Origin of the sequence: Mucilaginibacter pankratovii (assembly GCF_014773265.1) — a bacterium.
In the GTDB taxonomy this organism is placed as follows: domain Bacteria; phylum Bacteroidota; class Bacteroidia; order Sphingobacteriales; family Sphingobacteriaceae; genus Mucilaginibacter; species Mucilaginibacter pankratovii.
Genome location: NZ_JACWMY010000005.1, coordinates 332,745 through 355,730 on the forward strand (window position 1 = coordinate 332,745; position 22,986 = coordinate 355,730).

The 22,986-nt window shown below is 44.5% G+C and carries 21 protein-coding genes; 16 read left to right on the forward strand and 5 right to left on the reverse strand.

Annotated elements, in window-relative coordinates; all coding sequences use genetic code 11:
* Positions 1-54: 54 nt before the first annotated feature.
* The 3 genes from IDJ77_RS12190 to IDJ77_RS12200 all read left to right on the forward strand — a co-directional run bounded on the left by IDJ77_RS12190 (position 55) and on the right by IDJ77_RS12200 (position 3,410).
* A complete protein-coding gene (locus IDJ77_RS12190; RefSeq protein WP_191189228.1) occupies positions 55-621 on the forward strand; it encodes a hypothetical protein in 567 nt (188 codons plus the stop codon).
* Between the two features lie 440 nt (positions 622-1,061).
* Entirely contained in the window at positions 1,062-1,661 is a 600-nt protein-coding gene (locus IDJ77_RS12195; RefSeq protein ID WP_191189229.1) for a hypothetical protein, read from the forward strand.
* Positions 1,662-1,922: 261 nt separating this feature from the next.
* Positions 1,923-3,410 (forward strand): TonB-dependent receptor, encoded by a 1,488-nt coding sequence (locus tag IDJ77_RS12200; RefSeq protein WP_191189230.1) that lies wholly within the window; start codon positions 1,923-1,925, stop codon positions 3,408-3,410.
* A 6-nt stretch (positions 3,411-3,416) separates the two neighbouring features.
* On the opposite strand, the gene IDJ77_RS12205 is transcribed toward IDJ77_RS12200, so the two are convergent.
* Together IDJ77_RS12205 and IDJ77_RS12210 are read right to left on the reverse strand one after the other, a co-directional pair.
* The gene (locus IDJ77_RS12205; RefSeq protein WP_191189231.1) at positions 3,417-4,031 is read right to left on the reverse strand and encodes a response regulator; all 615 of its coding nucleotides are present in this window, start codon (positions 4,029-4,031) and stop codon (positions 3,417-3,419) included.
* A gap of 1 nt (position 4,032) precedes the next feature.
* Positions 4,033-6,000 (reverse strand): ATP-binding protein, encoded by a 1,968-nt coding sequence (locus IDJ77_RS12210; RefSeq protein WP_191189232.1) that lies wholly within the window; start codon positions 5,998-6,000, stop codon positions 4,033-4,035.
* Positions 6,001-6,127: 127 nt separating this feature from the next.
* On the opposite strand from IDJ77_RS12210, the gene IDJ77_RS12215 reads away from it, so the two are divergent.
* Genes IDJ77_RS12215 through IDJ77_RS12230 form a run of 4 tightly spaced genes read left to right on the forward strand, consistent with a single transcriptional unit; the run spans position 6,128 to position 9,582 of the window.
* Entirely contained in the window at positions 6,128-7,168 is a 1,041-nt protein-coding gene (locus IDJ77_RS12215; RefSeq protein ID WP_191189233.1) for an OmpA family protein, read from the forward strand.
* Positions 7,169-7,206: 38 nt separating this feature from the next.
* On the forward strand, positions 7,207-7,755 hold the full coding sequence (locus tag IDJ77_RS12220; RefSeq protein WP_191189234.1) for a hypothetical protein: 549 nt from the start codon (positions 7,207-7,209) through the stop codon (positions 7,753-7,755).
* Between the two features lie 21 nt (positions 7,756-7,776).
* Complete coding sequence (locus IDJ77_RS12225) at positions 7,777-8,745, forward strand: RICIN domain-containing protein (protein ID WP_191189235.1); 969 nt, start codon at positions 7,777-7,779, stop codon at positions 8,743-8,745.
* A 12-nt stretch (positions 8,746-8,757) separates the two neighbouring features.
* A complete protein-coding gene (locus tag IDJ77_RS12230) occupies positions 8,758-9,582 on the forward strand; it encodes a hypothetical protein (protein WP_191189236.1) in 825 nt (274 codons plus the stop codon).
* Positions 9,583-9,585: 3 nt separating this feature from the next.
* Here IDJ77_RS12230 and IDJ77_RS12235 read toward each other — a convergent pair whose 3' ends face one another.
* Positions 9,586-11,475, reverse strand: a complete 1,890-nt coding sequence (locus IDJ77_RS12235) for a glycoside hydrolase family 127 protein (protein WP_191189237.1) — start codon at positions 11,473-11,475, stop codon at positions 9,586-9,588.
* Between the two features lie 173 nt (positions 11,476-11,648).
* Here IDJ77_RS12235 and IDJ77_RS12240 point away from each other — a divergent pair, with 173 nt between their 5' ends.
* From IDJ77_RS12240 to IDJ77_RS12265, 6 genes are all read left to right on the forward strand, one after another.
* Complete coding sequence (locus tag IDJ77_RS12240; protein ID WP_191189238.1) at positions 11,649-12,119, forward strand: hypothetical protein; 471 nt, start codon at positions 11,649-11,651, stop codon at positions 12,117-12,119.
* A 16-nt stretch (positions 12,120-12,135) separates the two neighbouring features.
* A complete protein-coding gene (locus IDJ77_RS12245; RefSeq protein ID WP_191189239.1) occupies positions 12,136-12,594 on the forward strand; it encodes a hypothetical protein in 459 nt (152 codons plus the stop codon).
* Positions 12,595-12,621: 27 nt separating this feature from the next.
* Entirely contained in the window at positions 12,622-13,110 is a 489-nt protein-coding gene (locus IDJ77_RS12250; RefSeq protein ID WP_191189240.1) for a hypothetical protein, read from the forward strand.
* Positions 13,111-13,156: 46 nt separating this feature from the next.
* Positions 13,157-13,582 (forward strand): DUF1801 domain-containing protein, encoded by a 426-nt coding sequence (locus IDJ77_RS12255; RefSeq protein ID WP_191189241.1) that lies wholly within the window; start codon positions 13,157-13,159, stop codon positions 13,580-13,582.
* A gap of 164 nt (positions 13,583-13,746) precedes the next feature.
* A complete protein-coding gene (locus IDJ77_RS12260) occupies positions 13,747-16,605 on the forward strand; it encodes a M16 family metallopeptidase (protein WP_191189242.1) in 2,859 nt (952 codons plus the stop codon).
* Positions 16,606-16,887: 282 nt separating this feature from the next.
* Positions 16,888-17,865 carry an SH3 domain-containing protein gene (locus IDJ77_RS12265; RefSeq protein WP_191189243.1) on the forward strand — a complete coding sequence of 326 codons (978 nt, stop codon included), beginning with the start codon at positions 16,888-16,890 and terminating at the stop codon, positions 17,863-17,865.
* 9 nt (positions 17,866-17,874) lie between these two features.
* Here the strand turns inward: IDJ77_RS12265 and IDJ77_RS12270 are convergent, their stop codons facing one another.
* The gene (locus IDJ77_RS12270) at positions 17,875-18,738 is read right to left on the reverse strand and encodes a DUF808 domain-containing protein (protein WP_191189244.1); all 864 of its coding nucleotides are present in this window, start codon (positions 18,736-18,738) and stop codon (positions 17,875-17,877) included.
* A 114-nt stretch (positions 18,739-18,852) separates the two neighbouring features.
* On the opposite strand from IDJ77_RS12270, the gene IDJ77_RS12275 reads away from it, so the two are divergent.
* Entirely contained in the window at positions 18,853-19,923 is a 1,071-nt protein-coding gene (locus tag IDJ77_RS12275) for a DUF2235 domain-containing protein (protein WP_191189245.1), read from the forward strand.
* Here the strand turns inward: IDJ77_RS12275 and IDJ77_RS12280 are convergent.
* On the reverse strand, positions 19,893-20,165 hold the full coding sequence (locus IDJ77_RS12280; protein ID WP_191189246.1) for a UBP-type zinc finger domain-containing protein: 273 nt from the start codon (positions 20,163-20,165) through the stop codon (positions 19,893-19,895). The genes IDJ77_RS12275 and IDJ77_RS12280 overlap by 31 nt on opposite strands.
* 253 nt (positions 20,166-20,418) lie before the next feature.
* Here IDJ77_RS12280 and IDJ77_RS12285 point away from each other — a divergent pair, with 253 nt between their 5' ends.
* Both IDJ77_RS12285 and IDJ77_RS12290 read left to right on the forward strand, forming a co-directional pair.
* The gene (locus IDJ77_RS12285; protein ID WP_191189247.1) at positions 20,419-21,675 is read left to right on the forward strand and encodes a putative DNA modification/repair radical SAM protein; all 1,257 of its coding nucleotides are present in this window, start codon (positions 20,419-20,421) and stop codon (positions 21,673-21,675) included.
* A 2-nt stretch (positions 21,676-21,677) separates the two neighbouring features.
* Positions 21,678-22,442, forward strand: a complete 765-nt coding sequence (locus tag IDJ77_RS12290; RefSeq protein WP_191189248.1) for a TIGR03915 family putative DNA repair protein — start codon at positions 21,678-21,680, stop codon at positions 22,440-22,442.
* Positions 22,443-22,986 lie beyond the last annotated feature (544 nt).

The window sequence follows — 22,986 nt, forward strand, 5'->3', positions numbered from 1 at the left end:
AAAAACCCATAAGAAATTCAAAGTGTAGTTATATTACATATTATTTATATATTTATGATTTATAATAATATTATGTTTATCGGTAATACAACGAAATCATATAAACTTTTTTTTGATCTTATCACTAAGATTTCAAAAGATTTGAATATTGATAAATCTGTGACGATGTATTTTGTTAATTCTGACTTAGAAAGAATTTTTAATAATAAAATCAATATAGATCGTACGAAACTTGTACAACTTGAAATTGAAGTTAAAACACATATAAAATCAGAAACCGAAATCCAATCAGAAATTAGTAAAAATAACTTTTTATTAGAAAGTATTTCGAAACGAATTGAGGAGTCAAGTGTAATGCTGAAAACTAAAATAGACTCATATCAACTTAAGGAGAACGAATTAAACGTATTAAATTCTAAAATATCTGATTTAAATATTCGCCTAAAAGAAATAGAGCAAAAAATAAAAATTGCAAAATACGATGTGATGGTAAAAGGCCATTCCTTAAAAGAGCAAAGTGATTTGACATATAAATATTTAAAAATATTTCTCGTAATCGCTACAATATTGGGAGTGCTTATTGCAACATTTTTAATTTACAGAAATGAACAAGTCAAATAAGATGTTTGTTAGTTTTGGTTTAGGTATTGTCACAGTGTGGGATGCGGCCACTACTATTTATGGGACGCGTACCATTGTAGGCGACTCGCTAATCCAATACGGTATTTCTGTAGGTCTTGGAATAGGATTATCTATAGTAATGCTAAGATCAATGTTAATATTGTCAAAACCCAATGATGATTTCTTCACATTTAGTGCTAAGATAGCATGGTTTTTGGCTCTCCTATACGACCTATATACGTCATTTCTCGGGAATTTTAATTTATTACAGGGGACTGCAAATGATAATCCTAAAATAATTATTGCAATTGGGCTTATGCTTTTTACTTGCTATTCCCCAATTTACTTATCGAAGTTGATATATGAATCATCGGTCGAATGAAATACGGAGACCGAGTCATCTTCTGTCCAAATGGTTTTGGATTTGTTTTACTCTCGTCGTGATAGTCGGATTTTTCTTATACGGGCAGAAATTAATTAAAGACAAAACCGAGATTGCGCAAACAAAAAAAGCACTGCTCATATTGAGAGACAGTTTAGATAATTGCAAATTAAATCTGCAAAACTGTAGTTTAGAAAACAAAACAAAAGAAGGAAAGATTTCTGAACAGCAAGCGGATCTTAAAAATTCAAGCATTGTAGCACTACAGCGAGATAGTATAATAACACAATTAAATGATTCAATCGTCAAGTTGACAAATAAACCACCTGAAATAATTGTCCAGTATAGAGACCGCGTTTTTTATAAAGACCGCCCCGAGCCGTATCATCCCTACGGTAAAGGCTATGGTAAGCTAACAATCTTCAAACGATGTAATTGTTATAAATTAAGGTTTAAAATTGATGGAGAATACGCTGGAACAATAAGTCAAATATTTAGTGTGGGCGATCCTGTATGCGGGCAGGAAGGTACAATTTCAAGAAGCGTCTTGGCTGGTAAACATCATGTTGAAGCTCAAGACAATGAAAATCATTTATGGAATTTTTATATTATAGTTAATGAGGACCAGTGTTTGATTAAAGGACTAAGTATTAACTAGTAAAACAAGGTTATAAGCCCCTCATATAAATTAACTAATTGTGCTTGCCTAAATTTAATAAATCTATAGCTACCATATACCGGCTGTTTATTAAGATTATTGTAATGATAGTCCAATAATTTTCATTGCCTATTTTTCATCAACCTGCAATATTTTTTTTGATTTTGCCAACCTGCACGGCTGTTTCAGCAAAAAGTCGTATTTTTATACCATCTTATCGTAGCACAATAGTAGCAGGGGCAAACAATTAATTAAAAGCGTATGAGCAGCATCCATAATAAAGATATCGGCACAAAACAAAAAGCGCTTGCAATTAACCTCGACCCAACAATTTACGGCTCCTTTGCCGAAATTGGCGCAGGGCAGGACGTTGCCGCGAATTTCTTTAAAGCCGGCGCGTCATCAGGTACCATAGCCAAAACCATGTCGGCTTATGATATGATCTTCTCCGACGCTATTTATGGGGCACAGCAAGGTAAACGTTATGTTACCGAGAACCGACTGATATCCATGCTGGAGCGCGAATACGGCTTGCTGATAGAGCGACTGGAAGAGCAACGCGGCAATAACACCACCTTTTTTGCATTTGCAGATACCGCCTCGGCTCTTAATTACCATAAAACCAACGACGGCCACGGCTGGATGGGCGTGCGTTTCCAGATGGAGCCTAACGGGCAGTTTAATGATGTGGTGCTGCACGTAAAATTATTAGATAATGATAATAACCTGCAACAACAGGCGGTAGGCATACTGGGCGTAAACCTGATCTACGCCTGTTTTTACTATAACGATAACCCTTCGGTATTTTTGCTTTCGCTGATGGATGAGCTATCCAAGGAGCGGATCCAGATAGATATGATCCGCTTTGAGGGGCCAAATTTTACTAAGGTAGATAACCGCCTAATGAGTTTGCACCTGGTGAAATACGGCTTTTCTGATGCTGCTGTATTTGGGCCGGATGGTAAAAACCTGCAGCCATCGGAGGTTTTGTATAAAAAACATATTGTGGTGATCCGCGGGCGTTTCAGGCCTATTATCAACGTGCACCTGGATATGCTGAACACCGGCGTGAAGCAGTTTATGCAGGAACCCGATGTGGATAAGGAGAACGTAATTGTAGTTACTGAGCTTACCCTACAGGCGCTTAAAGAGCGCAATGCGGATGATTCGGCTGAAATAGACGAAAAGGACTTTTTGGATAGGGTGGATATCCTTTGCTCGCTTGGGCAAACGGTATTGATCTCCAATTTCCACGAATATTATAAATTGGTTGCCTATCTATCCAAGATAACTAAACTGAAGATGGGGGTAGTGCTGGGTTATCCCAACCTCGAGTACATTTTTTCGGAAGAACATTACAAAGACCTGGCAGGCGGAATCCTGGAATCCTTTGCAACGCTGTTCAGCCGCAAAGTAAAACTTTTTATATACCCAACCCTGCGCGACGGTGTGATTTGGAACTGCCTGCGTTTTTATCCGCCGCCACACCTTATCGACCTGTACCGCTACCTGATAGCCAATAATAAGATAGAAGACATCAGGCATTATAAAGAAAGCAACCTGCATGTACAAACAGACCGGGTACTGGAAATGATCAAAGAAGGGGCCTCTGGCTGGGAAGAATTTGTGCCAAACGAAGTTGCTGCTATGATTAAAGATCGCTGCCTGTTTGGTTATCATTGCGAGCTGCCGCCTGCAAACGAAACCGAAGCACCCGCCAGTAGCGATACCGTTGCCAGCGGAGCATAATTCAATTCAGATCAAGTTTTCTTTTATCGCCAGCTTGATAAGCGCGGCTGTATTTTGCACGCCAAATTTGGCCAGCATGTTTTTGCGGTGCGAGTTTACCGTGCTTACATCTACAAAAAGCAGTTCGGCTATTTGTGGGTTGGTGAGCCCATCGGCAATTTTTTCCAGTACCTGCTTTTCGCGGCGGGTGAGGGGCGGAAGTTGACTTGTATCGGCTTTGCGCAGATATAAGCTTGCCGATCGGCTAAAATACTGCTTGCCTTTTACCACGGTACGTATGGCTTCGGTAATTTCGTGCTGGGCTGCGTCTTTCAATACATAGCCACTCGCGCCGTTCTCCATCATCTTTTTGATGATACCCGCCTGGTTGTTGATGCTTAAAGCCACAACACAAACAGCAGGATATAGATTCTTAACCTTTCTGCAAAGGTCCAGGCCGGTCATATCAGGCAGATCTAAATCCATTAATATTACATCAGGTTGAAAGCTCTTTAGGCGGTAAAGCAGATCGGTACCATTGTAAAAATGGCCGGCGCAATTAATATCGGCTTCATCAGCCAATATGGCCATGATGCCTTCTTTTACCAGCGGGTGGTCCTCAACCATCAAAACCTGTATCATGTTATAAAGGTATTTCTATGTAAACCGATGTCCCTTGCCCTTCGCCCGATTCTATGTCCAGCTTGCCTTTTAAGGCATCAATTCGGCTGCGGATGTTTTTATAACCGATGCCTTTTGCAAACCCGGCAAGTTGTGTATTAAAGCCCTTCCCGTCATCCTCCACGGTTACCTGTAGTGTGCCATCTTTAGCTATCAGTTGCACAATGATGTTGGTGGCATCGGCGTGTTTAAGTGTGTTTGTTATTAGTTCCTGCACCACCCGGTACACCGATATTTTGATGGTATTATCCAGTTCCAGCCCATCCATGCCCAGGCTGTGATAGCTTACAGGTATCGGGCCACTTTCGTCAGCCTGATGGCAATAATCCTGCAGGGCCTCGTCCAGGCTAAGCTTCATCAGTGTTTCGGGCATCATGTTATGGGCAACCCGCCGCAATTCGGCAATGGATTCATCCAGCATGGCCATGCTTTTTTCAAATGCCAGGGCATTATCCTCGGTTATTACAAAGTTTTGCTTCATGCGTTTAAAAGAATATTTTGCGCCGGATAAGATCCCACCCAGCCCGTCGTGCAGGTCCTTGGCCAGGCGGCTGCGTTCTTCTTCCTGCCCTTTAATTACCGATAAGGTAGCCTCTATCTGCTTTTCGTTCTCTAACTGGGTTATTTTTTGCTGCTGTATTAGCTTTTGCTGCTGCATTACGCGCTGGCGATTGCGCATCCATAAAAAGAATAATATTAACGCGGTGGCGGTCAACAACAACGATACAGTAAGGATATAGGTCATTCTTTGTTTTTGGGCGATCTCTGCCGACTGTACCTGTATCAGCGCCTCTTTCTTATTGGTTTCGTATTTAGCCTCCAGCTCGTGGGTTGTTTTCAGGATATCGGCATTAAACATGATCCGCTCCAACGAATCAGCCTTCGAAGCATAAAATTCCGATTGTTCGACGCCACCGCCGGCCAATAATATTTTGGCGTAAAGTTGGTAACATTCTTTGAGGCGGTAGCGGTTATTATCTGCCGATGCTAATGTGATAGATTTGAGTATGTACTGCGCGGCCAAGTTTAATTGTCGGCGGTAATAGCTGTCGGCTGCAAGCCAATAGTTGGATACGGCAAGCCGGTCGTTACTTTGTAAGCGGTTTGCAACACCGGCCAGCTTGGCCGTAAAATCGCTCAGTTTAGTATAATTTCGCCGTTCTATACAATGGCTGCAATAACTTTGTAAGGCATCTGCCAATGCAGCATCATCGTTCAGTTTAATGGCAAGGCCAATTATCTCGTCGTTCAGCCTGTCCGATTCATTGTAGCGTTTCAACTTCCATAAAATAGCGGCCTTGTTTACCAGGTGGCTCATGTAAAAACCATCCTTGTTCAATTTGGAGATAGCAAGTGCTTTATCGGCATAAAAAAGGGCTTTTTCCTGCCGGTCGGTTTGGGTGAAAATAGTAGCGAGGTTGGTATATACGTTAGCCATCTTCACGCTGTCGGCAAATTTTTCGAAGATCACCATTGAATTAAGGTAATAATGCATGGCCGAATCCAACTGTTGCATCAGCCCAAAGGTATTACCCATGTTTTCGTACATGATACCCAGCCGCATCAGGTCCTTTCGTTCCGTAGTTAGTTTTACCCCTTTGCGCAGCAGACTCATGCACACTTCATATTTTCCCTCCAAATTTAATAGCTCACCCTCGCTGCTGTAGTAGCGGATAATCCCCCTTGTAAAATCAAGCTTTTTGCTTAGTTCGTAGCCCTGGTTATAATAAACACGTGCCTTTTTCAAGTCGTTATAGGCAAACTCGTCGCCGATGTGGTTTAGCAGCTTTACTTTATTAGTGTCGTTTGGTGCGCCCTGCAATTGCATGATCAGGCTGTCGCTTTTTAGCAAATGGCCATTTTGCGCGCGAGTATTTTTTGCTGCCGCGAACAGAAGTAAAAAGAAAAGTAGTGACAGGGTCTTTTGCATCAATATTTAAAGTTACGCATTCATCTGTTCAAAAGTACCTGTCTGTAGCGCCAAAAAATTCCCCCTTTTGGTGGAAATGTATTGTATATCAGTGGCTCTACATTTGGATATCACAAACCACTAAACCATGAAGAAGCATTTTTACTTGCTGGGCGCACTACTTTTAACCGCTACTATTACTACGCAAAAATCCATTGCGCAGGAGCAGCCCTTTAAAGCCTACAATAACTACGATTTTGTACCCGGGCCAACCATCATTTTTGAAGATGATTTCCGTACCGATCAGGACGGCGAGTTCCCCGCGCATTGGAACCTGGAGGGCGGGCAGGGCGTAGTCAACAAAATGGGCGAAGACGAAGTGTTCGCCATAACTAAATATTACAGCGTTTATACACCTAATATCAAAAAAGCTATTTATCTGCCTGTACAGTATACCATTGAGTTTGATACCTGGCTTGATGCTGCTTATGACAGCAACGAAGGCGCTTATCTCGAATTCCGCAAAGGGAAAGAAAGAATAGGCACGCTTTATACCAACCACAGTGCTTACAGGATGGATTTTGGCGACAACCGCCTCAACGGCGACCTACCCGCAGCTATTGGAGGTGATGGTTACCATAACAAATGGCATCACGTTGCCATTGCGGTAAACGGAAACCAAATGAAGGTTTATTGCGATCAGTACCGCGTGCTGGTTGTACCGAACAATGGTTTTAAAGCAACAAGTATAGCGCTTGGCGGCAACGCCAGCGAAGGTACGGCAATGCTTATCAAAAACTTCAGGATAGCCGAAGGTGGGGGCATGAATATGCTGGGCAAAAAATTTACCGATACAAAGATTATCACCCACGGCATCAACTTCGATTATAACAAAGCCACGATAAAACCTGAAGGTATGGGCACGCTGAATATGATAGCCCGTTTGATGAAAGAAAACCCTGAGCTGAAATTTGAGGTAGGCGGCCACACTGACAGCGACGGCGATAATGCTTACAACCTCAACCTGTCGCAACAACGCGCCGAAGCCGTGCGTACCCAACTGATACAATTAGGTATAGCTGCCGCCAGACTTAGCGCCAAAGGCTATGGCGAAACAAAACCCATCGGCGATAATCTATCGCTCGCGGGTAGGGCCAATAATCGCCGGGTGGAGTTTGTAAAAATATAACATACATATTATCAATAAATTACAATAATTAATACACCATGAAAAACAGATTATTTATGCTGATGGCGTTTGCTGCACTATTTGCATCCTGCCAAAAAACGACCGAAAAACCCAAGGAAGAAGAGAAACCAAGCAACCAATTTGTACTAAACGGTACCACTTATACTTCGGTTAGTGCAAAATTTAAAGTGTTGAACCCCATGTTTGTGGAGCTGCGCGATTCGGCCATGTCGGCAGATAAGCAGAAGGCGGCCATTGTGGAATCGGTGTTTTACGGCGGAACTGCACGCCCGGCCGATGGTAGTTATATATTGGCGAGCGACTCGTTAGGCGTTGCCAGCCTAAAGTCTACTCAAATCATTTTAAGCATTGTTGAGGTTGACCTTACCGCCAAGCACATCAATTATTACCATGTGAAGAATCCGGGCGGTACAACGGCTACCCTTACCGGCAGCACAAGCAAAATGGTGTTAAAGGAGGAAGCACAGCAACTTTTTTATAACACCTATAATTTTACCGGCGATGCGCTCAATGGCGGCGCTTTTACCAACGCCACCATATCCGCCGCTACCTATACCGAAGAATAAAATAATTACCCCTTATCACACATGAAAAAAATACTATTGTTCATCGCCTTGTTTTCCCGTATTGCCGCGTTAGCCCAGGCACCCGCCGTTGCCATTACCGATTCGGTGCCGGTAACCATGAACGGGCTGCGCGCCGGTTACATCATTACCGAGGCATCGGTAAAGGAAGTGAGCAACAAAGGCGATTTTAGCCGGTACAAGATCAAGTTCTTTGTTACCAATACCACGCCTGAGGCGCGGATACTATACCGTAAGGCGGGCTTATTCAGTAACCTCGGCTCGGTTAACTCGGTAGTGGCGTTGTTTAAATGCGCTAATGCTACAGGTGCGCGGTTTACCAATAAACAGCATTCGATAAACATGCCGCCATGCCAGGTACTGGCTGATGTAGAAGACAAGGATTGCGCCACTGGCAAAACTGTGCGTAATAATCGTTTTGTGGACCTTGGTTATTGGATAAAACCGGGAGAAACGCTTTCGGGTAATAGTATCATGATCGTTCCGCTTAATCAAAAGCCCATGATGTCGGTTACGTTTTACCCGGAAACAGGCAGCAACCAGGGAGCATTTATTACGCCGCTTGATGAGGAGCGACAACCGGAACAAACCGGCATGGGGCTGGCGCGGGTAAAAAACTACTCGACCAGTAATTACCTGCACATACAATACGGGCCGGTGGCCTGCACGGGTATAGATTTTAACTGGTGGAGCGCGCAATGGGATATATTATATGTGCCCGGCACTAACTACGTGCAGTTGCGTAACCGCTGGAAAAATAGTTTCATCAGTACCGATAACATCAATTTGATCTCTGAAGATGGGCGTTCGCAAAAAGCGATGTGGGTATTGGAAGAAACCGGGCGCAATAACACTTATTATCTAAAAAATGCTGAGGATAACGCTAAGCTGCTTATCCAGAACGGAAAGCTTGCGGTTGTGAGCGGCAATAATACCAACTACAACGCCCATTGGGTCATCGAAAAATTATAAACCAAACCTGTTATGAAACGATATTATTTTACCCTATTGATGTTTGCCGCAACTACCGCCTTATACGCTCAGCAAAACGGTGTTAGGCCTTTCACCGCGGCTGAAAAAGAACGCTGGCAGAAAATTTCTGATGGGCTCGGCGCGGCCTTCCCTAAAAATTATAAAGACTGGCGCATCGACTCGTGCAACTGCCGTGATTTTTCTTTATGGGCCGAATTCAATAAAGCCAGGCAGCCTTTAACGGTAGTTGATAACAAAAATCAACCAGTAGGGAACCACCCGTATTATGAGATAAAATTTATAGACGAAACCGGGGAAACCGAAAAACAGCTGCAGCAATTGGAATACGATGCAGTAAACAATATATCCGACCAGGCCAAATACAAAGCCCTGCTGGCTAAGCAGGATAAAATGCGCGATTGCAGGCAACTACGTATACATGCCTTTGCCAACTACCTGATAAGTTCTACTGCCGGATACCGCGCAAATACCAAAAAGATAAAGCTGGATATACCCATTACCGGTTACGCCTACCCGTACACCGTACCCGTTGGCCCGGAGTTGATGGCTGAAGACGGAGGCTCTGTTGGCCAATACGATATGCACATGGATGAAGCGCTGATTATTATTACGCCCGCGCCTGTAAAAGTGGTATCAACCCCGCTTACCGGTAAACGCAATTATATTGAAGATGAGGTGATACCCATAAAGGTGCCGGAACCCACCATGGGGCCGATAAAAAATATCGTGATTTGGATAAAAGGCGATGAACAACGCGTGCGCGAGGTAATCAGCAAAACCGACTGGAAAGCTTTGCAAGCCATGATAGGCAAGTAGTACTTACTCTGCACTTGGGTAAACCAATTGCGCCAACCATACTTTATAAAAAGAATTGACGCTTCCGTTGCCTGCCGAGGCGTAATCGCAAAGGGTTACGCTCACGGATGGGGCGCTGTTCTCAGTATATGACTCGGGGATAAAGCTGACTTTGTACAGCATCCATATATCGTCGCCGGTAGTGTTGGTGACCTCGGTAAGGGTAATGAAACCATCGGTATCCTTTACGGGTTTTAACACGGCTTCAATGCCGGGGCGGCTAAAGCGGGCATCGCGGGCCAGAACAATTGGGCCGCGCATAACAGCAATGCTATGGCTTGGGGAAAATGTTTCTATCAGTTGACCGCGCATATCCAGTTCCAATGAGATTTTATCACCGTTTTGCCAGTTGCGTTTTATTTTGGCGTAAGTACCAGGCTGCAGGTTTTCAATTGCTTCGCCGTTTACACTTAACCTGGTATTTTTACTCCATGCCGGTATGCGGACGGCAACTTCCATCTCTGCGGGCTTTAATAACGAAAGTTCCAATTCAATGCTCCCGGATTTTGGATAGGTAGTATGTTGGGTGAACGTTACGTCGCTTCCCCTGGCTTTAAGCTTAAAAGAGCCGTCTGCAAAATAGTTAACCTGGATGCCCTCTCCCGTATTGGTGACCATTTGCAGGGGAATATTGAATAAACCCCTGGGGCCGCTGGCCTCGCAGCAGTTAAGCCCCATGCCGCATTGCTCGCTGCCGGCCAGGCGTTGCCCGTTTAGCGGGGTGTACTTGGCCCAGTTGGCGCCGTGCCCGCTCGTAGCGCTAAGGAGGGCGTTATAATAGATGCGTTCGGCTTCGTCGGCATATTTGGCTTCCCCGGTTAAGCGCAGCAACTGCCCGGTGAGTTTCAGCCAGGTTACGGTAACACAGGTCTCCTGGTAGTGATTTACAGGCGTACTTTGCAAGGCTTTACCACCAAACCACATCTCTGTAGAAGCGCCCGACCCTGCTATGTTTATCTCGGTGCTGCGGATATTTTCCCAAACATCTTCCACCGCTTTTTTGTAGGCGGGGTTGCCGGTGATGCGATACAATTCCAGTAATCCTTCATAGCATGACATCATTTCGTACGCCTTTTGCCCCTGCTCGGGGCTGTACCAGTTTTTGGGGCGGGGAAAACGCTGGCTTACATTTACGTTTGCCTTACTTATCAGTTGCGGGCCTGCCGGCGTTTCCCATTGGCGAACGATCTCCAGCGCAAAATCGAGGTACTTTTTATTGTGGGTACGATTATACAGCAAACAAATCGGCTCCAGTACCGATGATGCTGCCATGCCGCGATAATTGCCCTTGTTTACAATAATGCCGTCCTTTTTTTTCAGTTCAGTAATAAGGTTATCGGCAACCTTTATCGCGCCGTTCAAACTCTTTTTATTTTTGGTGATATCATAATAAGCCAGTAGTCCCAGCATGCAATATTTTCGGCCCCAAATATCCCATTCTTCTAAGCGGTGCGCTTCGGCGTAGTTGCCGATGTAGCCATCCGGCGTTTGGGTGGCCAACAGCCCCGCCACAGCATGGTCCATTACGCCCTTTAGTTTTTCGTTGGGATGATATTGATAGGCCAGCGCTGCTGAAGTAAACCATTTACCCCAAAACTCGCTTTGCCATTGGCGGGTCTCAGTCCGGTTTTCGGTTTTAAATGGCGCTATCAGCCGGTCAACGTCCTGTGCCAGGATGCGGTTATCGATAGATTCCTGCAGGCGGGTGCCGAGGTATCCATTAAGTTGTGCAGATGCAGCGGGCGAAATAGCATCGGCTACCGGTTGCAATTTATTTGCTTGTGCAAAAGCATCGGCACAAAAAATAAAAAGCGCGATACGCAGGGCGCAGATGGTTATTATTAATTTTCGCATAGTACATCGTTTATAATGGGGGCGAGGTTGCAAAACCTTCCGCTTAAAATTATAGATTTTTATTTGAAAGGTTGATGTTAAGATAATGTGTGCGATATTAAATAATAATTAAATCCTAAATGCCTGTCGCGAAAGTGGATTTAACGCCGTAATATTGATTAAACACGCCTATTATGAGGTCTACTCTACTTATCCGTTATTGCTTATTACTTTCAGTTATATTTATAGGCATCAGTTCCTGTAAAAAGTCTGTTAATGCGACAAAGTCGTTACTGGGCGACTGGTATGAACAAGCAAACCCCGCCGGCTTTAGCCGGGGCTTAAATTTTGGTAGCGATGGCTCGTTTAGCGCCAGGTTTACGGCTTTTCCAGCCCCTTTACCTGGCGGCGGTACGTCTGAACTCACAACCACAACTTTCGCAGGCACCTACCGGGTTAAAGGAGATAGTTTACTCACTAACATTACTACTATGACAGTTAACCAAAATAATATTGGCTCTGTTGTTACGCCATCTATTCAAAAAGTGTTTGAATATGCTACGTTTAAAGTGAATAATGGCAAGCTTACCATTAACTACACCACTTATCCAGCGGATGCGCCGGTTCCAACGCAAGCTACATATGTAAGGTTTTTGCCTGATTAAGTAATCAAACACCACCATGAAACAAATCAAACTTATTGCCTACACTCTGCTGTTTGCCTTTGTATCTGTAGGCATCAGTTCCTGTAAAAAATCAGAAGAAGCCAAACCTTCCATAATTGGAGGCTGGTTTCAGCAAAGCGTAGACGGAACCGCCGTGAGGAGCGTATCTTTCCGACAGGGCGGGGAATTCCAGGCAACATTCGGAACTTATAATAACACTACACCGGGTTTAAGCACCTATACTATTTACTCAGGAACTTATACCGTAAAAGGAGATAGCCTTTTAACAAACATCAGCACCGTTTCGGTACAGGAAAACGGGGGCACACCTGTAGTAAGCCCAACCACCCAGAAGTTGTACGAACATGCAACTTTTAGTGTAACTACCGAGACGCTTACTATCAACTACGACACCTATCCGGCAGATGCGCCGGTGCGTACGCAAGCCGTGTTTGGCCACGCGATGCTCGACTAAGAAAAGAACTAAACCTTACACATCTATATGAAAACAAAAAACACTCTTGCTTATAAAGCTTTAGCGATTGTCCTTATTTGTTCGGCGGCGTTTTTTAGCGCTTGTAAAAAAGGCAGTTCGGAAGGCCCCTATAAGCCATACATTTATCATCCAACTACATTGATGGCTTTATGGTCGGCTCAACCGCATGTTGATGGTGTGGATAATCTCATAGGTTTTAATACCGACAGCACCTTTATCATTTCCATATCAAATTACAATGCCGGCAGCGCTTCTACAAACTGGGCTACCGGAAAATTCAGGGTGAAAGGTGATAGCCTTAGCCTTACTGTTACCCAGCGGAAAACCAGTGTAAACAATGGTGCGGTAACGGTTACAGATGTTAATGAAAAGATATATAATAAAGCCACTTATGTAGTAAAAAACGATCAGCTTATCATCAGCTATATCACCATTAAGGACGGCACGCCTGTTGCTTCTACTGCGGTATTTAATTACCTGCCATTGGCTCTGTAGCAACGTTGTTTTTGATTAAAAGATAGCAATAGATATATTAGCTTTTATGAAAGCTGCCAAAACTCCACAACCGCTTGCTAATACTGCCGAAGTAAACGCGTTTATGCAAAAGCTTGATCATCCTATGAAAGATGTACTGCAGGCGCTCAGGGAGGTGATTCTGGCTGCCGACAGCGAAGTAGGGGAGCACATCAAATGGAACGCGCCCAGTTTTTTATATGTCGGCGAAATGGCTCCTTTCAATCCCAAAGAATACAAGCGCTACATCATTGTATCAAATTTTTTTAAGCAGGATTGTATCCGGCTGGTTTTTCCGAGCGGGGCAAAGGTGAATGATGCATCGGGAATGCTGGAAGGCGATTACGCCGACGGGCGTAGGATAGCTCATTTTTTTAGCCTGGCAGATGTGGAAGCGAAGAAACCTGCTTTGCAAGAGTTTATTAAAAACTGGGTCTCGATTCTGGATAAATAAATAGGCGGGTTTACGCCGATGAGTAATTCGGTCACAAATGCGTTACATGAATCAAATCGCTTGTTAATAGTATTAATCAGCAAGTAAAATTTATTAATATTAACACCATGCAAAGCTCTTTCGGTTAAGAGATCCCCAACGTTGCATAATTAACACAGATACAAATGATTAGATCTTTAAAGAGTGCGTTGATGGTGCCCTCGCTGGCATTTATGGCGCTTGCCGCAACTGCGCAAACGGCAGTAGGGCCAAAGCTGGTGGAGAAAGTAACCCGCAAGGGCACCGAACTGGTGATCCCCTACGAAAAATATGTATTACCAAATGGCTTAACCATCATATTAACAGAAGACCATTCGGACCCATTGGTACACGTAGATGTAACCTACCACGTGGGTTCAGCGCGCGAGGAGATCGGCAAATCGGGGTTCGCGCACTTTTTTGAGCACATGATGTTCCAGGGAAGCGAGCATGTTGGCAATGGCGACCATTTTAAGATCATTACAGAAGCTGGAGGAACGCTAAACGGATCGACCAACCGCGATCGCACCAACTATTACGAAACCGTGCCTGCCAACCAACTGGAAAAAATGCTTTGGCTGGAATCTGACCGTATGGGTTTTCTGTTAGATTCGGTAACGCAGCGTAAATTTGAAGTGCAGCGCGCCACGGTGAAAAACGAGCGCGGCCAAAACTATGACAACCGCCCTTATGGCCTGGCGGGCGAAGTAACCTCAAAAAACCTGTATCCTTACGGACACCCGTACTCATGGTTAACCATCGGTTATATTGAAGAATTGAACAAAGTAGGTGTAAACGATCTGAAGAATTTCTTCTTGAGATGGTATGGCCCAAATAACGCAACCATTACTATCGGCGGCGATATCAATGCAAAACAAACTTTAGCCTGGGTTCAAAAGTATTTCGGTGGCATTCCACGCGGCCCGGTTGTTAAGAACGCGTCATTCCCCGCACCGGTTTTAACGGCGAACAGGTATGTATCATATGTGGATAACTATGCTAAACTGCCTTTATTATCTATAACTTATCCCGGCGTAAAAATTTACAGCAAGGATATGTCTGCACTGGATGCATTGTCGGAGATTATCGGCCAGGGCCGTAATTCTATCTTCTACAAAAACTTTGTGAAAACACGTAAGGCTGCGCAGGCTTCGATGAGTTCAACAAATACAGAATTGGCCGGTGAAATTGCGATGCGCGTAATACCGTTTCCGGGGCAAACCCTGGCCGAGGCGCAAAAACTGGTTGCAGAATCGCTTGCTGAGTTTGAAAAAACCGGGGTAACCGACGATGCACTTACCCGCTTTAAGGCAAGTGCCGAAGCGAATTACATTAACGGCTTGTCGAGCGTAAGCGGCAAGGTATCTGAGTTAGCGCAGGCGCAATACCTAACCGGCAACCCTAACCAGATAGGCCGCGAACTTGCCGATATCCGTGCGGTAACCAAAGAAGATGTGATACGTGTTTACAATCAATATATCAAGGGTAAACCAGCTGTGATCTTAAGCGTATTGCCAAAAGGCGGTACCATTGTAGCGGCAGCAGCCGATAACTACACCGTAAACACCGCGGGCTACAAAGCACCCGATTATGGTTATAACGGCCTGGTGTACAAAAAAGCAAAGGATAACTTTAACCGCGCCGCTAAACCAGGCATCGGTCCAAATCCATCTATTAAAGTTCCGGCTATCTGGAGCGCTACTACACCAAACGGCGTCCAGATCATCGGTACTCAAAACAGCGAGATCCCTTCTGTATCTATCCAACTATCGATAAAAGGTGGCGGCATGTATGCTGTTGCTAATCCGGCCAAAGCAGGTGTGGCGGGTATTGTTGCCCGTATGATGAATGAGGATACCAAAAATTACACTGCAGAACAATTTAACTCCGAGCTTGATAAATTAGGCAGCAATGTTTCGGTTTTTGCCGGCAGCGACGAGATAGCGGTAAGTGTGTCATCACTTACCAAAAATTTGCCTAAAACCATGGTATTGCTGCAGGAACGCCTTTACAACCCTAAGTTTACGCAGGACGCTTTAGACCGTATTAAAAAACAAACCTTAGAAGGGTTTAAACAGGCTAAAACGCAACCAGCAGGTGTAGCATCAACAGTGTACAATAAAATATTGTACGGTACCGATAATGTGCGTACTTATGCAACCGGCGGTAACGAAGAAACTGTTGCAGCGATCACCCTGCAGGATGTGCAGGATTATTACGATAAATACTTCACACCATCGCAAACGAAAATTGTAATTGTAGGTGATGTTAACCAAGGTACCGCGAGGGGTAACCTGGCCTTCCTGAATAGTTGGGCAGATAAAAAAGTTACCATTCCAACCCCGGCAGAAGGTAAAACCTTTGATAAAACAACACTTTATTTGGTTGATATCCCTAACGCGGCACAGTCCGAGATCCGCATTGGTTATTTGGATAAGCTGAACTATGACGCAACCGGTGATTACTACAAATTGGGCATAGCCAACTATATTTTGGGTGGCGCTTTCAACAGCCATATTAACCTTAACCTGCGTGAGAAAAAAGGCTGGACCTATGGCGCACGATCGGGTTTTAGCTCAAGCAAATACGGCGGCGACTTTACCGCTTCGGCAGGTGTATTGGCTACCGCGACAGACAGCTCGGTAGTGGAATTTATGAAAGAGATCCGCAACTACCAGGCAAATGGCATTACACCGGATGAATTGAAATTCACGCAAACATCTATTGGTCAAAGCGATGCGCGCAGGTACGAAACAAATGGGCAAAAAGCGGCGTTCCTGTCGCGGATATTGGAGTACAACCTCAAACCAACCTATGTTGACGATCAAAACAAGATCCTTTCTACCATTACCCCGGCAGAAGTAAACCAACTTGCTGCCAAATACCTCAATACCGATAACATGATTATTTTGGTAGTGGGCGATAAGGTAAAGATATTACCGGGCCTGCAAAAATTAGGCTATCCAATTGTGGAACTTGATGCCGATGGTAAGCTGAAGCAATAGATGGATAGTTCATAGATGATGGTTTATAGTTCATGGTCAAAAGTCAATTTGGAATTAGACCATGATCTATGAACCATCGACCATAAGCCAAAATACCGAAGCCGCCTTTAAAGAAATTTAGAGGCGGCTTTTTTTTACCGTGTTTTCACCCATAAAACTTCGGTGTTTTGCTGCTTGCAATATTCCTTTAAGTTGTTGAAATTTAAACTTCATTACATCCAACCTAATTAAAAACCTGCGCGCCAGCGTTTTCTGATGCCGGCGAGCATAAACCTTACCTTCATGAAAACAAAATTTGGCTTCACCCTGATGACCATTGCGGAATTTGATGCATGGCTTACCGGCCTGCATTTGGCCCGCACCATTTTAACCGTGCAGGAACACCACACTTACAGCCCATCGTACAGTCAATTTAATGGCAACAACCATTTCGAGCTGCAACAGGGTATGAAAAACTACCACGTAACCCATAACGGCTGGAGCGATATAGCCCAACAGTTCACCACCTTCCCGGATGGTACCATCATGACGGGCCGGCCCATGGAAGCTACACCTGCCTGCATCCTTGGCCAGAATGCCCATGCCGTATGTATAGAGAACCTGGGTAATTTTGATACCGGCGGCGATGCCATGACCGCAGCCCAACACGACACCATTGTTAAAATGACGGCTATGCTTTGCCGCCGATTTAATATCCCAATAAACGATACCGGCGTGGTTTATCACCATTGGTTTAACCTGAGTACCGGCGAGCGCAATAACGGTACAAAAAACAATAAAACCTGCCCGGGTACTAATTTTTTTGGAGGTAACAAAGTAGCAAATGCCGTCGCTAATTTTTTGCCATTAGTGGCAGCGGTTGGACAGCCGCCTGCGCCGCCGAGTAATGCGGTGCTTAAATATGTGTGCGTTACGGCAAATACTTTAAATATCCGTACCGGGCCAAACGCAACCAGCCCCAAAGCAGCCGCGCCGGCTATACTGGGTTCCATTTTACGGGTGTACCAGGAAAGTAATGGCTGGTACAAAATATCGGCAAGCCAAAATCAATGGGTTGCGGCACAATTTACTGTGGTGGTAACCAGGGCAACGGTTACAGCCAATTCCTTAAATGCCCGAAGCGGGCCCGGCACCGGCTTCCCTAAAATAGGTACCTATATAAAAGGGCAGGAACTTTTTATAGAAAAAGAAGAGAATAAATGGTGCAAAATAAGTATGGACAGCAAATGGGTTAGTAAAGATTTTTTATCGTTTGCATAATCTTCGGCGCTATTTAAAAACTGAAATAAGTTTTTTGCCCACGGTTAAAAGCGCTACCATAATTAAACCGCCAATTAGCCCCAGGGCAAATTCTTTAATAACAACGAGCAAGTTGGGGAACAAATGGTGCAAGTACGCAATGTTATGCGCGAAAATACCACCCGCAACCAATATCAGCGCAATGGTGCCGATAACGGCAAGCATTTTTATAACAACAGGTAACGATTTAACCAGCAAAGTGCCGAGGGATGCGAGAAAGCCTTTATTGCCCGAGCGTTTTATTAATTGGTGCCCGGCATCGTCCATGCGCACAATGAGCGCCACGATGCCGTAAACGCCAATGGTTGCTATTAAGGCAACGGCCGCTACGGTGATGATCTGGATAGACATGCTTTTGTCTGCAACGGAACCAAGGGCGATAATAACGATCTCTACAGATAGGATAAAATCGGTTGTAATAGCCGATTTTACTTTTGTTTTTTCGGCATCGCTATCGTTTTCCCGGCTCTCGGCTATTACCTGCTGAGCTGGTTTTGGATGATGGAAGAAGTATTCGATAATTTTTTCAACGCCTTCATAAGCGAGGTAAAATCCGCCCAGGATTAAAATGTATTTGATGGCAACCGGGAAAAATATATTCAATAATAACGCAATAGGAACAATGATCACCTTATTAATTAACGAGCCCTTGGTGATTGCCCATAACACGGGTAATTCCCGTGATGATAAAAACCCGGTGGCTTTTTCGGCATTTACGGCCAGGTCGTCGCCAAGTATGCCGGCTGTTTTACGTGCGGCCACTTTGGTTGTAATGGCAACATCGTCCATTAAGGCAGCTATATCATCTAAAATTGCAAAAAAACCTGATGCCATTTTCGTTTTCGTATTAGGGTTGCCATGTAAACCCGGTTTAAGGGGATTAGTTTAAATTTTCTCTGTAATATTCCTAATTAGTTATCAAAAAGATTCAATAAACATCATTTAAATATGGACAAGATAAGAAAACGCATCATCACCTGCAGCGACGGCACCTGGAACAAACCTGGTGATGTGGATGGTGGTGTAGAGATCTCTACCAATGTGCAGAAAATATTTGAGGGTATTTGCAACGAGGATGACGCGGGTATTAAACAAATAAAATATTACGACCAGGGGGTAGGCTCTACCGGCAGCAAACTGAGGCGTATTATTGATGGTGCCACCGGTTATGGGCTGGACGAGAACATTCTGGACGCTTATAAATTCATTATCTGGAATTATGAGCAGGGCGACGAGATCTACCTGTTTGGTTTCAGCAGAGGTGCTTATACTGCCCGCAGCCTTGCCGGGATGATACGGAAAGTGGGGCTATTGAAAAATAACGACCTTAAACGAATAAAAGAAGCTTATGCCTTGTACCGCGATAGCAACATCAGGCCCGGCGATGCTGCTGCGGTGGAGTTTAGGAACACCTATAGCCAGCCTTACGCCAATGTGAAATTTATAGGCGTGTGGGATACCGTAGGTTCGTTAGGTATACCGTTTATGGTGATGCAGAACAAAAGGAAGTACCAGTTTCATGATACCACACTGAGCAGCCACGTTGATTTTGCTTATCATGCCCTTGCTGTAGATGAGCAGCGAAAAAACTTTATGCCCACTTTGTGGCGGGAGAGCGAAAATGTAGCCGAGAAAAACCCTAACCAAAAAATGGAACAGCGCTGGTTCCCGGGCGTTCACTCTAATATAGGCGGTGGATACCCAAAGGTGGGATTAAGCGATGTTGCACTTAAGTGGATGATAGATAAAGCCGCGGACGCCGGCCTTGCTTTTGAAAAAAGATATCTTGACGAAAAAATAAAGCCCAATGATGCTGATATGCTTTATAACTCTAATAAATTCCCGTTTTCCCTTTTGGGTAAGCATGTGAGGAAGATAAAAGAATTAGTGGGTACCAACGAAACCATTGATGAATCGGTGTTTGAACGTATGCTGCTCGATTTCAGGCCGGAGCCGTTATACAAGCCGGCAAACGTAAAATCAGCTCATCAATATTCTACAAATTCTTCATCGGGGTAGCACCAAAGCCAGCGCTCACCGGGTTGGGCCGATGCTATTACCGGGTGTTTGTTAGCATGGTAATGCTTGGTCATGTGTTGGTTTACCGATTGATCGCAGCAAAGGGTTACGCCACAACTTTGGCAGGTTCGCAGGTGAAACCAGGTTTGATTGTGTTTGATACATTCTTCGCAAACCTGTTCATCGCTTAGTTTTACTTCGGTAATGGCTTGCAGGTGCTGGCAAAGGTTCGGGTCGTTCATGGGTGATTTTCTTTGATACCTATAAAGGTAATAATTGTACCGGTAAATTGCAGCTCCGCGCCAGGGATAATAGCGGAAAACCCACAGCCGCGGGATGGCCTCAGCGCGCAAGCAAAGGCGAGGATTTGCAGTGTATAGCCCGCCCGAAGGGGGCGCCCATATGTTTAGCATTCTAATTTTATTCTTAAAACGGCTTAACTATTTCTCTTCAGTTGTCAACTAAATACTAATTATATTAGTATTTTTGATTGATATGAATGAGGAGCGGATAACGGAGAAGTTGAACATATTAGCGGATGCTGCCAAATACGATGTATCTTGCGCAAGCAGCGGCAGCAAGCGGAAAAACGAAAATAAAGGTTTGGGGAATGCCAGTAATGGTATTTGTCACTCGTATACTGAGGACGGGCGATGCGTGTCGCTACTCAAAATTTTGCTTACCAATCATTGTATTTTCGATTGCGCCTATTGCGTATCGAGAAAAAATAACGACATCAAACGCGCCGCCTTTACCGTACAGGAAGTGGTGGACCTTACTATTAACTTTTACCGCCGCAATTATATCGAAGGCCTGTTTCTCAGCTCCGGCATTTTTAAGAATGCCGATTACACCATGGAGCGGCTGGTGCGCGTTGCCAAAAAACTCCGCACCGAACATAACTTTAACGGTTACATCCACCTTAAATCTATCCCCGGCGCCAGCGACGAACTGATGAACGAGGCAGGCTTATATGCCGACCGCCTGAGCGTAAACCTGGAGATGCCTACCGAGGCTGGTCTGAAATTACTGGCTCCCGATAAAAATCAGCAGGATATGATCAAGCCGATGGGCTACCTCAGAAACGCCATTATTAAACATTCCGAAGAAAAAAAACTGTTTAAGAAAGCGCCACAGTTTGCGCCCGCGGGGCAGAGCACGCAGATGATCATTGGCGCCACGCCGGAGAATGACAATGTGGTATTGCATTCCGCCAATTATTTTTATAAGAATTTTAAACTGAAACGAGTTTATTATTCGGGCTATGTGCCCGTGCTGGCAGATAACCGTTTGCCGGCCCTAAATACTGCTGTGCCTATGGTGCGTGAGAACCGCCTGTACCAGGCCGACTGGCTAATGCGCTTTTATGGTTTTAAGGTGAACGAGATAGTAAACAACGCCCAACCCCATCTTGACCTGGATATCGATCCTAAATTGGGCTGGGCCATCCGCAATATGCAGGCCTTCCCGGTTGATATTAATAAGTCGGATCTGCAGCTGATTCTGCGTGTGCCGGGTATCGGGTTGCTATCGGCACAAAAAATTGTAAGCGCACGCAAATTCGGCAAATTGAATTGGGATCATTTAAAGAAAATGGGGGTGAGCCTTAACCGCGCCAAATACTTTGTTACCTGTAACAGCAATGAGTTTGAACGGCGCGATCTGACCGGGAATAACATCAAACAGTTTATCCTGGCTACATCGCAAAGTAAATATCTAAAAAACACGCAAACCCAATTAAACCTGTTTTGAGCATGGCCCTTACTACCTTAATATACGATGGCACATTTGAAGGTTTGCTTAGCGCGGTATATGAAGTGTACGCTCATCACTTGCAATTGGTAAAACTGCATACCGGCGAGTGGCATAACAGCGCATTGTTTGAAAATGTGATAACAGTAACGACAGACGAAACGCGTGCGGCGCGGGTATTAAAAGGTTTGAAAGAGCGCGTATCGCACATAGGCATACAACGTTTGTATGCCGCCCATTTGGCAGGAATAGCGGGGGAGGACATAAACCTGCTGGGGTATATGCGGTACGCATTTGATTCGCCGGTGAATATTGAGGAGGATTATGGCAACAAATATGTAACGCGCGTATCAGAGCTGGTGCGGATGGTAAGGCGCGAAAAGCATAGGATGGAAGCCTTTGTACGTTTTCAGCAGTTAACAGATGGCACTTTTTATGCCGGCGTAGAGCCAGATTTTAACGTACTGCCCTTACTCATCCGCCACTTTAAAAGCCGCTATGCCGACCAGAAGTGGATGATCTATGATATAAAGCGTAAGTATGGGGTCTATTACGACCTGCACGACACGCAATTTGTTGAAATGGATTTCGCTGATCTAAATAAACCCAATAGTGTAGTCGCTGCGTTTGCCGAGGACGAAAGCGTGTACCAGCACCTGTGGAAGAACTATTTTAACAGCGTGAACATCGCTTCGCGTAAAAATACGAAGCTTCATGTGCGCCATATTCCTAAAAGATATTGGAAGCATTTAACCGAAAAAATTTAAGTTTTAGGGATTTCGCGCGTTTTGGAAATGAAAACAGTTCACTGCTTTTTTGGATTTGCCTAATTGTTTGTTAATAAGATTTTTAAGGGTTTGATGTGAAGCAAGTATTTAATGCGCTAATAGTCAACATTTGACGAATGTGGATAACTATTGATTTGATGTTAATAAAGTGTTAATAAGAATTTGTAAAAAACTTTAAAAAACACTTGACAGATATAGGTTAAAGTTCCGATATTGTAATTATCAAGAACGACGTACTTTGACAGCCTTACAGGATTACAGAAACTAAATCGGGCGAACCTTCGGGGGAGCTAAAGATTAGGGAAGTGCCTGAATCACATGAAGAAGAAAGAAGCGAAAGCAAAACTGCTTCGGAAGTGATTAAAGGGGTATTATGGGTTTTGCTAAACTTTACGGAGAACGGCAAACGAGATAATGGCCTCGAAGCAATCAGCGTTAGCAAACAATGGTAGATCTGGTTCTCTGAGAATAAAGATACATCAGCGTTGCACGGATAATGACAGAGTCGACTTCCCCTCGGGAG

Bases quoted from the DNA above. Each gene is read 5' to 3' on its own strand.
- IDJ77_RS12190 (WP_191189228.1), top strand. From the start codon at position 55: ATGATTTATAATAATATTATGTTTATCGGTAATACAACGAAATCATAT.
- IDJ77_RS12200 (WP_191189230.1), top strand. From the start codon at position 1,923: ATGAGCAGCATCCATAATAAAGATATCGGCACAAAACAAAAAGCGCTT.
- IDJ77_RS12205 (WP_191189231.1), bottom strand. From the start codon at position 4,031: ATGATACAGGTTTTGATGGTTGAGGACCACCCGCTGGTAAAAGAAGGC.
- IDJ77_RS12210 (WP_191189232.1), bottom strand. From the start codon at position 6,000: ATGCAAAAGACCCTGTCACTACTTTTCTTTTTACTTCTGTTCGCGGCA.
- IDJ77_RS12215 (WP_191189233.1), top strand. From the start codon at position 6,128: ATGAAGAAGCATTTTTACTTGCTGGGCGCACTACTTTTAACCGCTACT.
- IDJ77_RS12220 (WP_191189234.1), top strand. From the start codon at position 7,207: ATGAAAAACAGATTATTTATGCTGATGGCGTTTGCTGCACTATTTGCA.
- IDJ77_RS12225 (WP_191189235.1), top strand. From the start codon at position 7,777: ATGAAAAAAATACTATTGTTCATCGCCTTGTTTTCCCGTATTGCCGCG.
- IDJ77_RS12230 (WP_191189236.1), top strand. From the start codon at position 8,758: ATGAAACGATATTATTTTACCCTATTGATGTTTGCCGCAACTACCGCC.
- IDJ77_RS12235 (WP_191189237.1), bottom strand. From the start codon at position 11,475: ATGCGAAAATTAATAATAACCATCTGCGCCCTGCGTATCGCGCTTTTT.
- IDJ77_RS12240 (WP_191189238.1), top strand. From the start codon at position 11,649: ATGAGGTCTACTCTACTTATCCGTTATTGCTTATTACTTTCAGTTATA.
- IDJ77_RS12245 (WP_191189239.1), top strand. From the start codon at position 12,136: ATGAAACAAATCAAACTTATTGCCTACACTCTGCTGTTTGCCTTTGTA.
- IDJ77_RS12250 (WP_191189240.1), top strand. From the start codon at position 12,622: ATGAAAACAAAAAACACTCTTGCTTATAAAGCTTTAGCGATTGTCCTT.
- IDJ77_RS12255 (WP_191189241.1), top strand. From the start codon at position 13,157: ATGAAAGCTGCCAAAACTCCACAACCGCTTGCTAATACTGCCGAAGTA.
- IDJ77_RS12260 (WP_191189242.1), top strand. From the start codon at position 13,747: ATGATTAGATCTTTAAAGAGTGCGTTGATGGTGCCCTCGCTGGCATTT.
- IDJ77_RS12265 (WP_191189243.1), top strand. From the start codon at position 16,888: ATGAAAACAAAATTTGGCTTCACCCTGATGACCATTGCGGAATTTGAT.
- IDJ77_RS12270 (WP_191189244.1), bottom strand. From the start codon at position 18,738: ATGGCATCAGGTTTTTTTGCAATTTTAGATGATATAGCTGCCTTAATG.
- IDJ77_RS12275 (WP_191189245.1), top strand. From the start codon at position 18,853: ATGGACAAGATAAGAAAACGCATCATCACCTGCAGCGACGGCACCTGG.
- IDJ77_RS12280 (WP_191189246.1), bottom strand. From the start codon at position 20,165: ATGAACGACCCGAACCTTTGCCAGCACCTGCAAGCCATTACCGAAGTA.
- IDJ77_RS12285 (WP_191189247.1), top strand. From the start codon at position 20,419: ATGAATGAGGAGCGGATAACGGAGAAGTTGAACATATTAGCGGATGCT.
- IDJ77_RS12290 (WP_191189248.1), top strand. From the start codon at position 21,678: ATGGCCCTTACTACCTTAATATACGATGGCACATTTGAAGGTTTGCTT.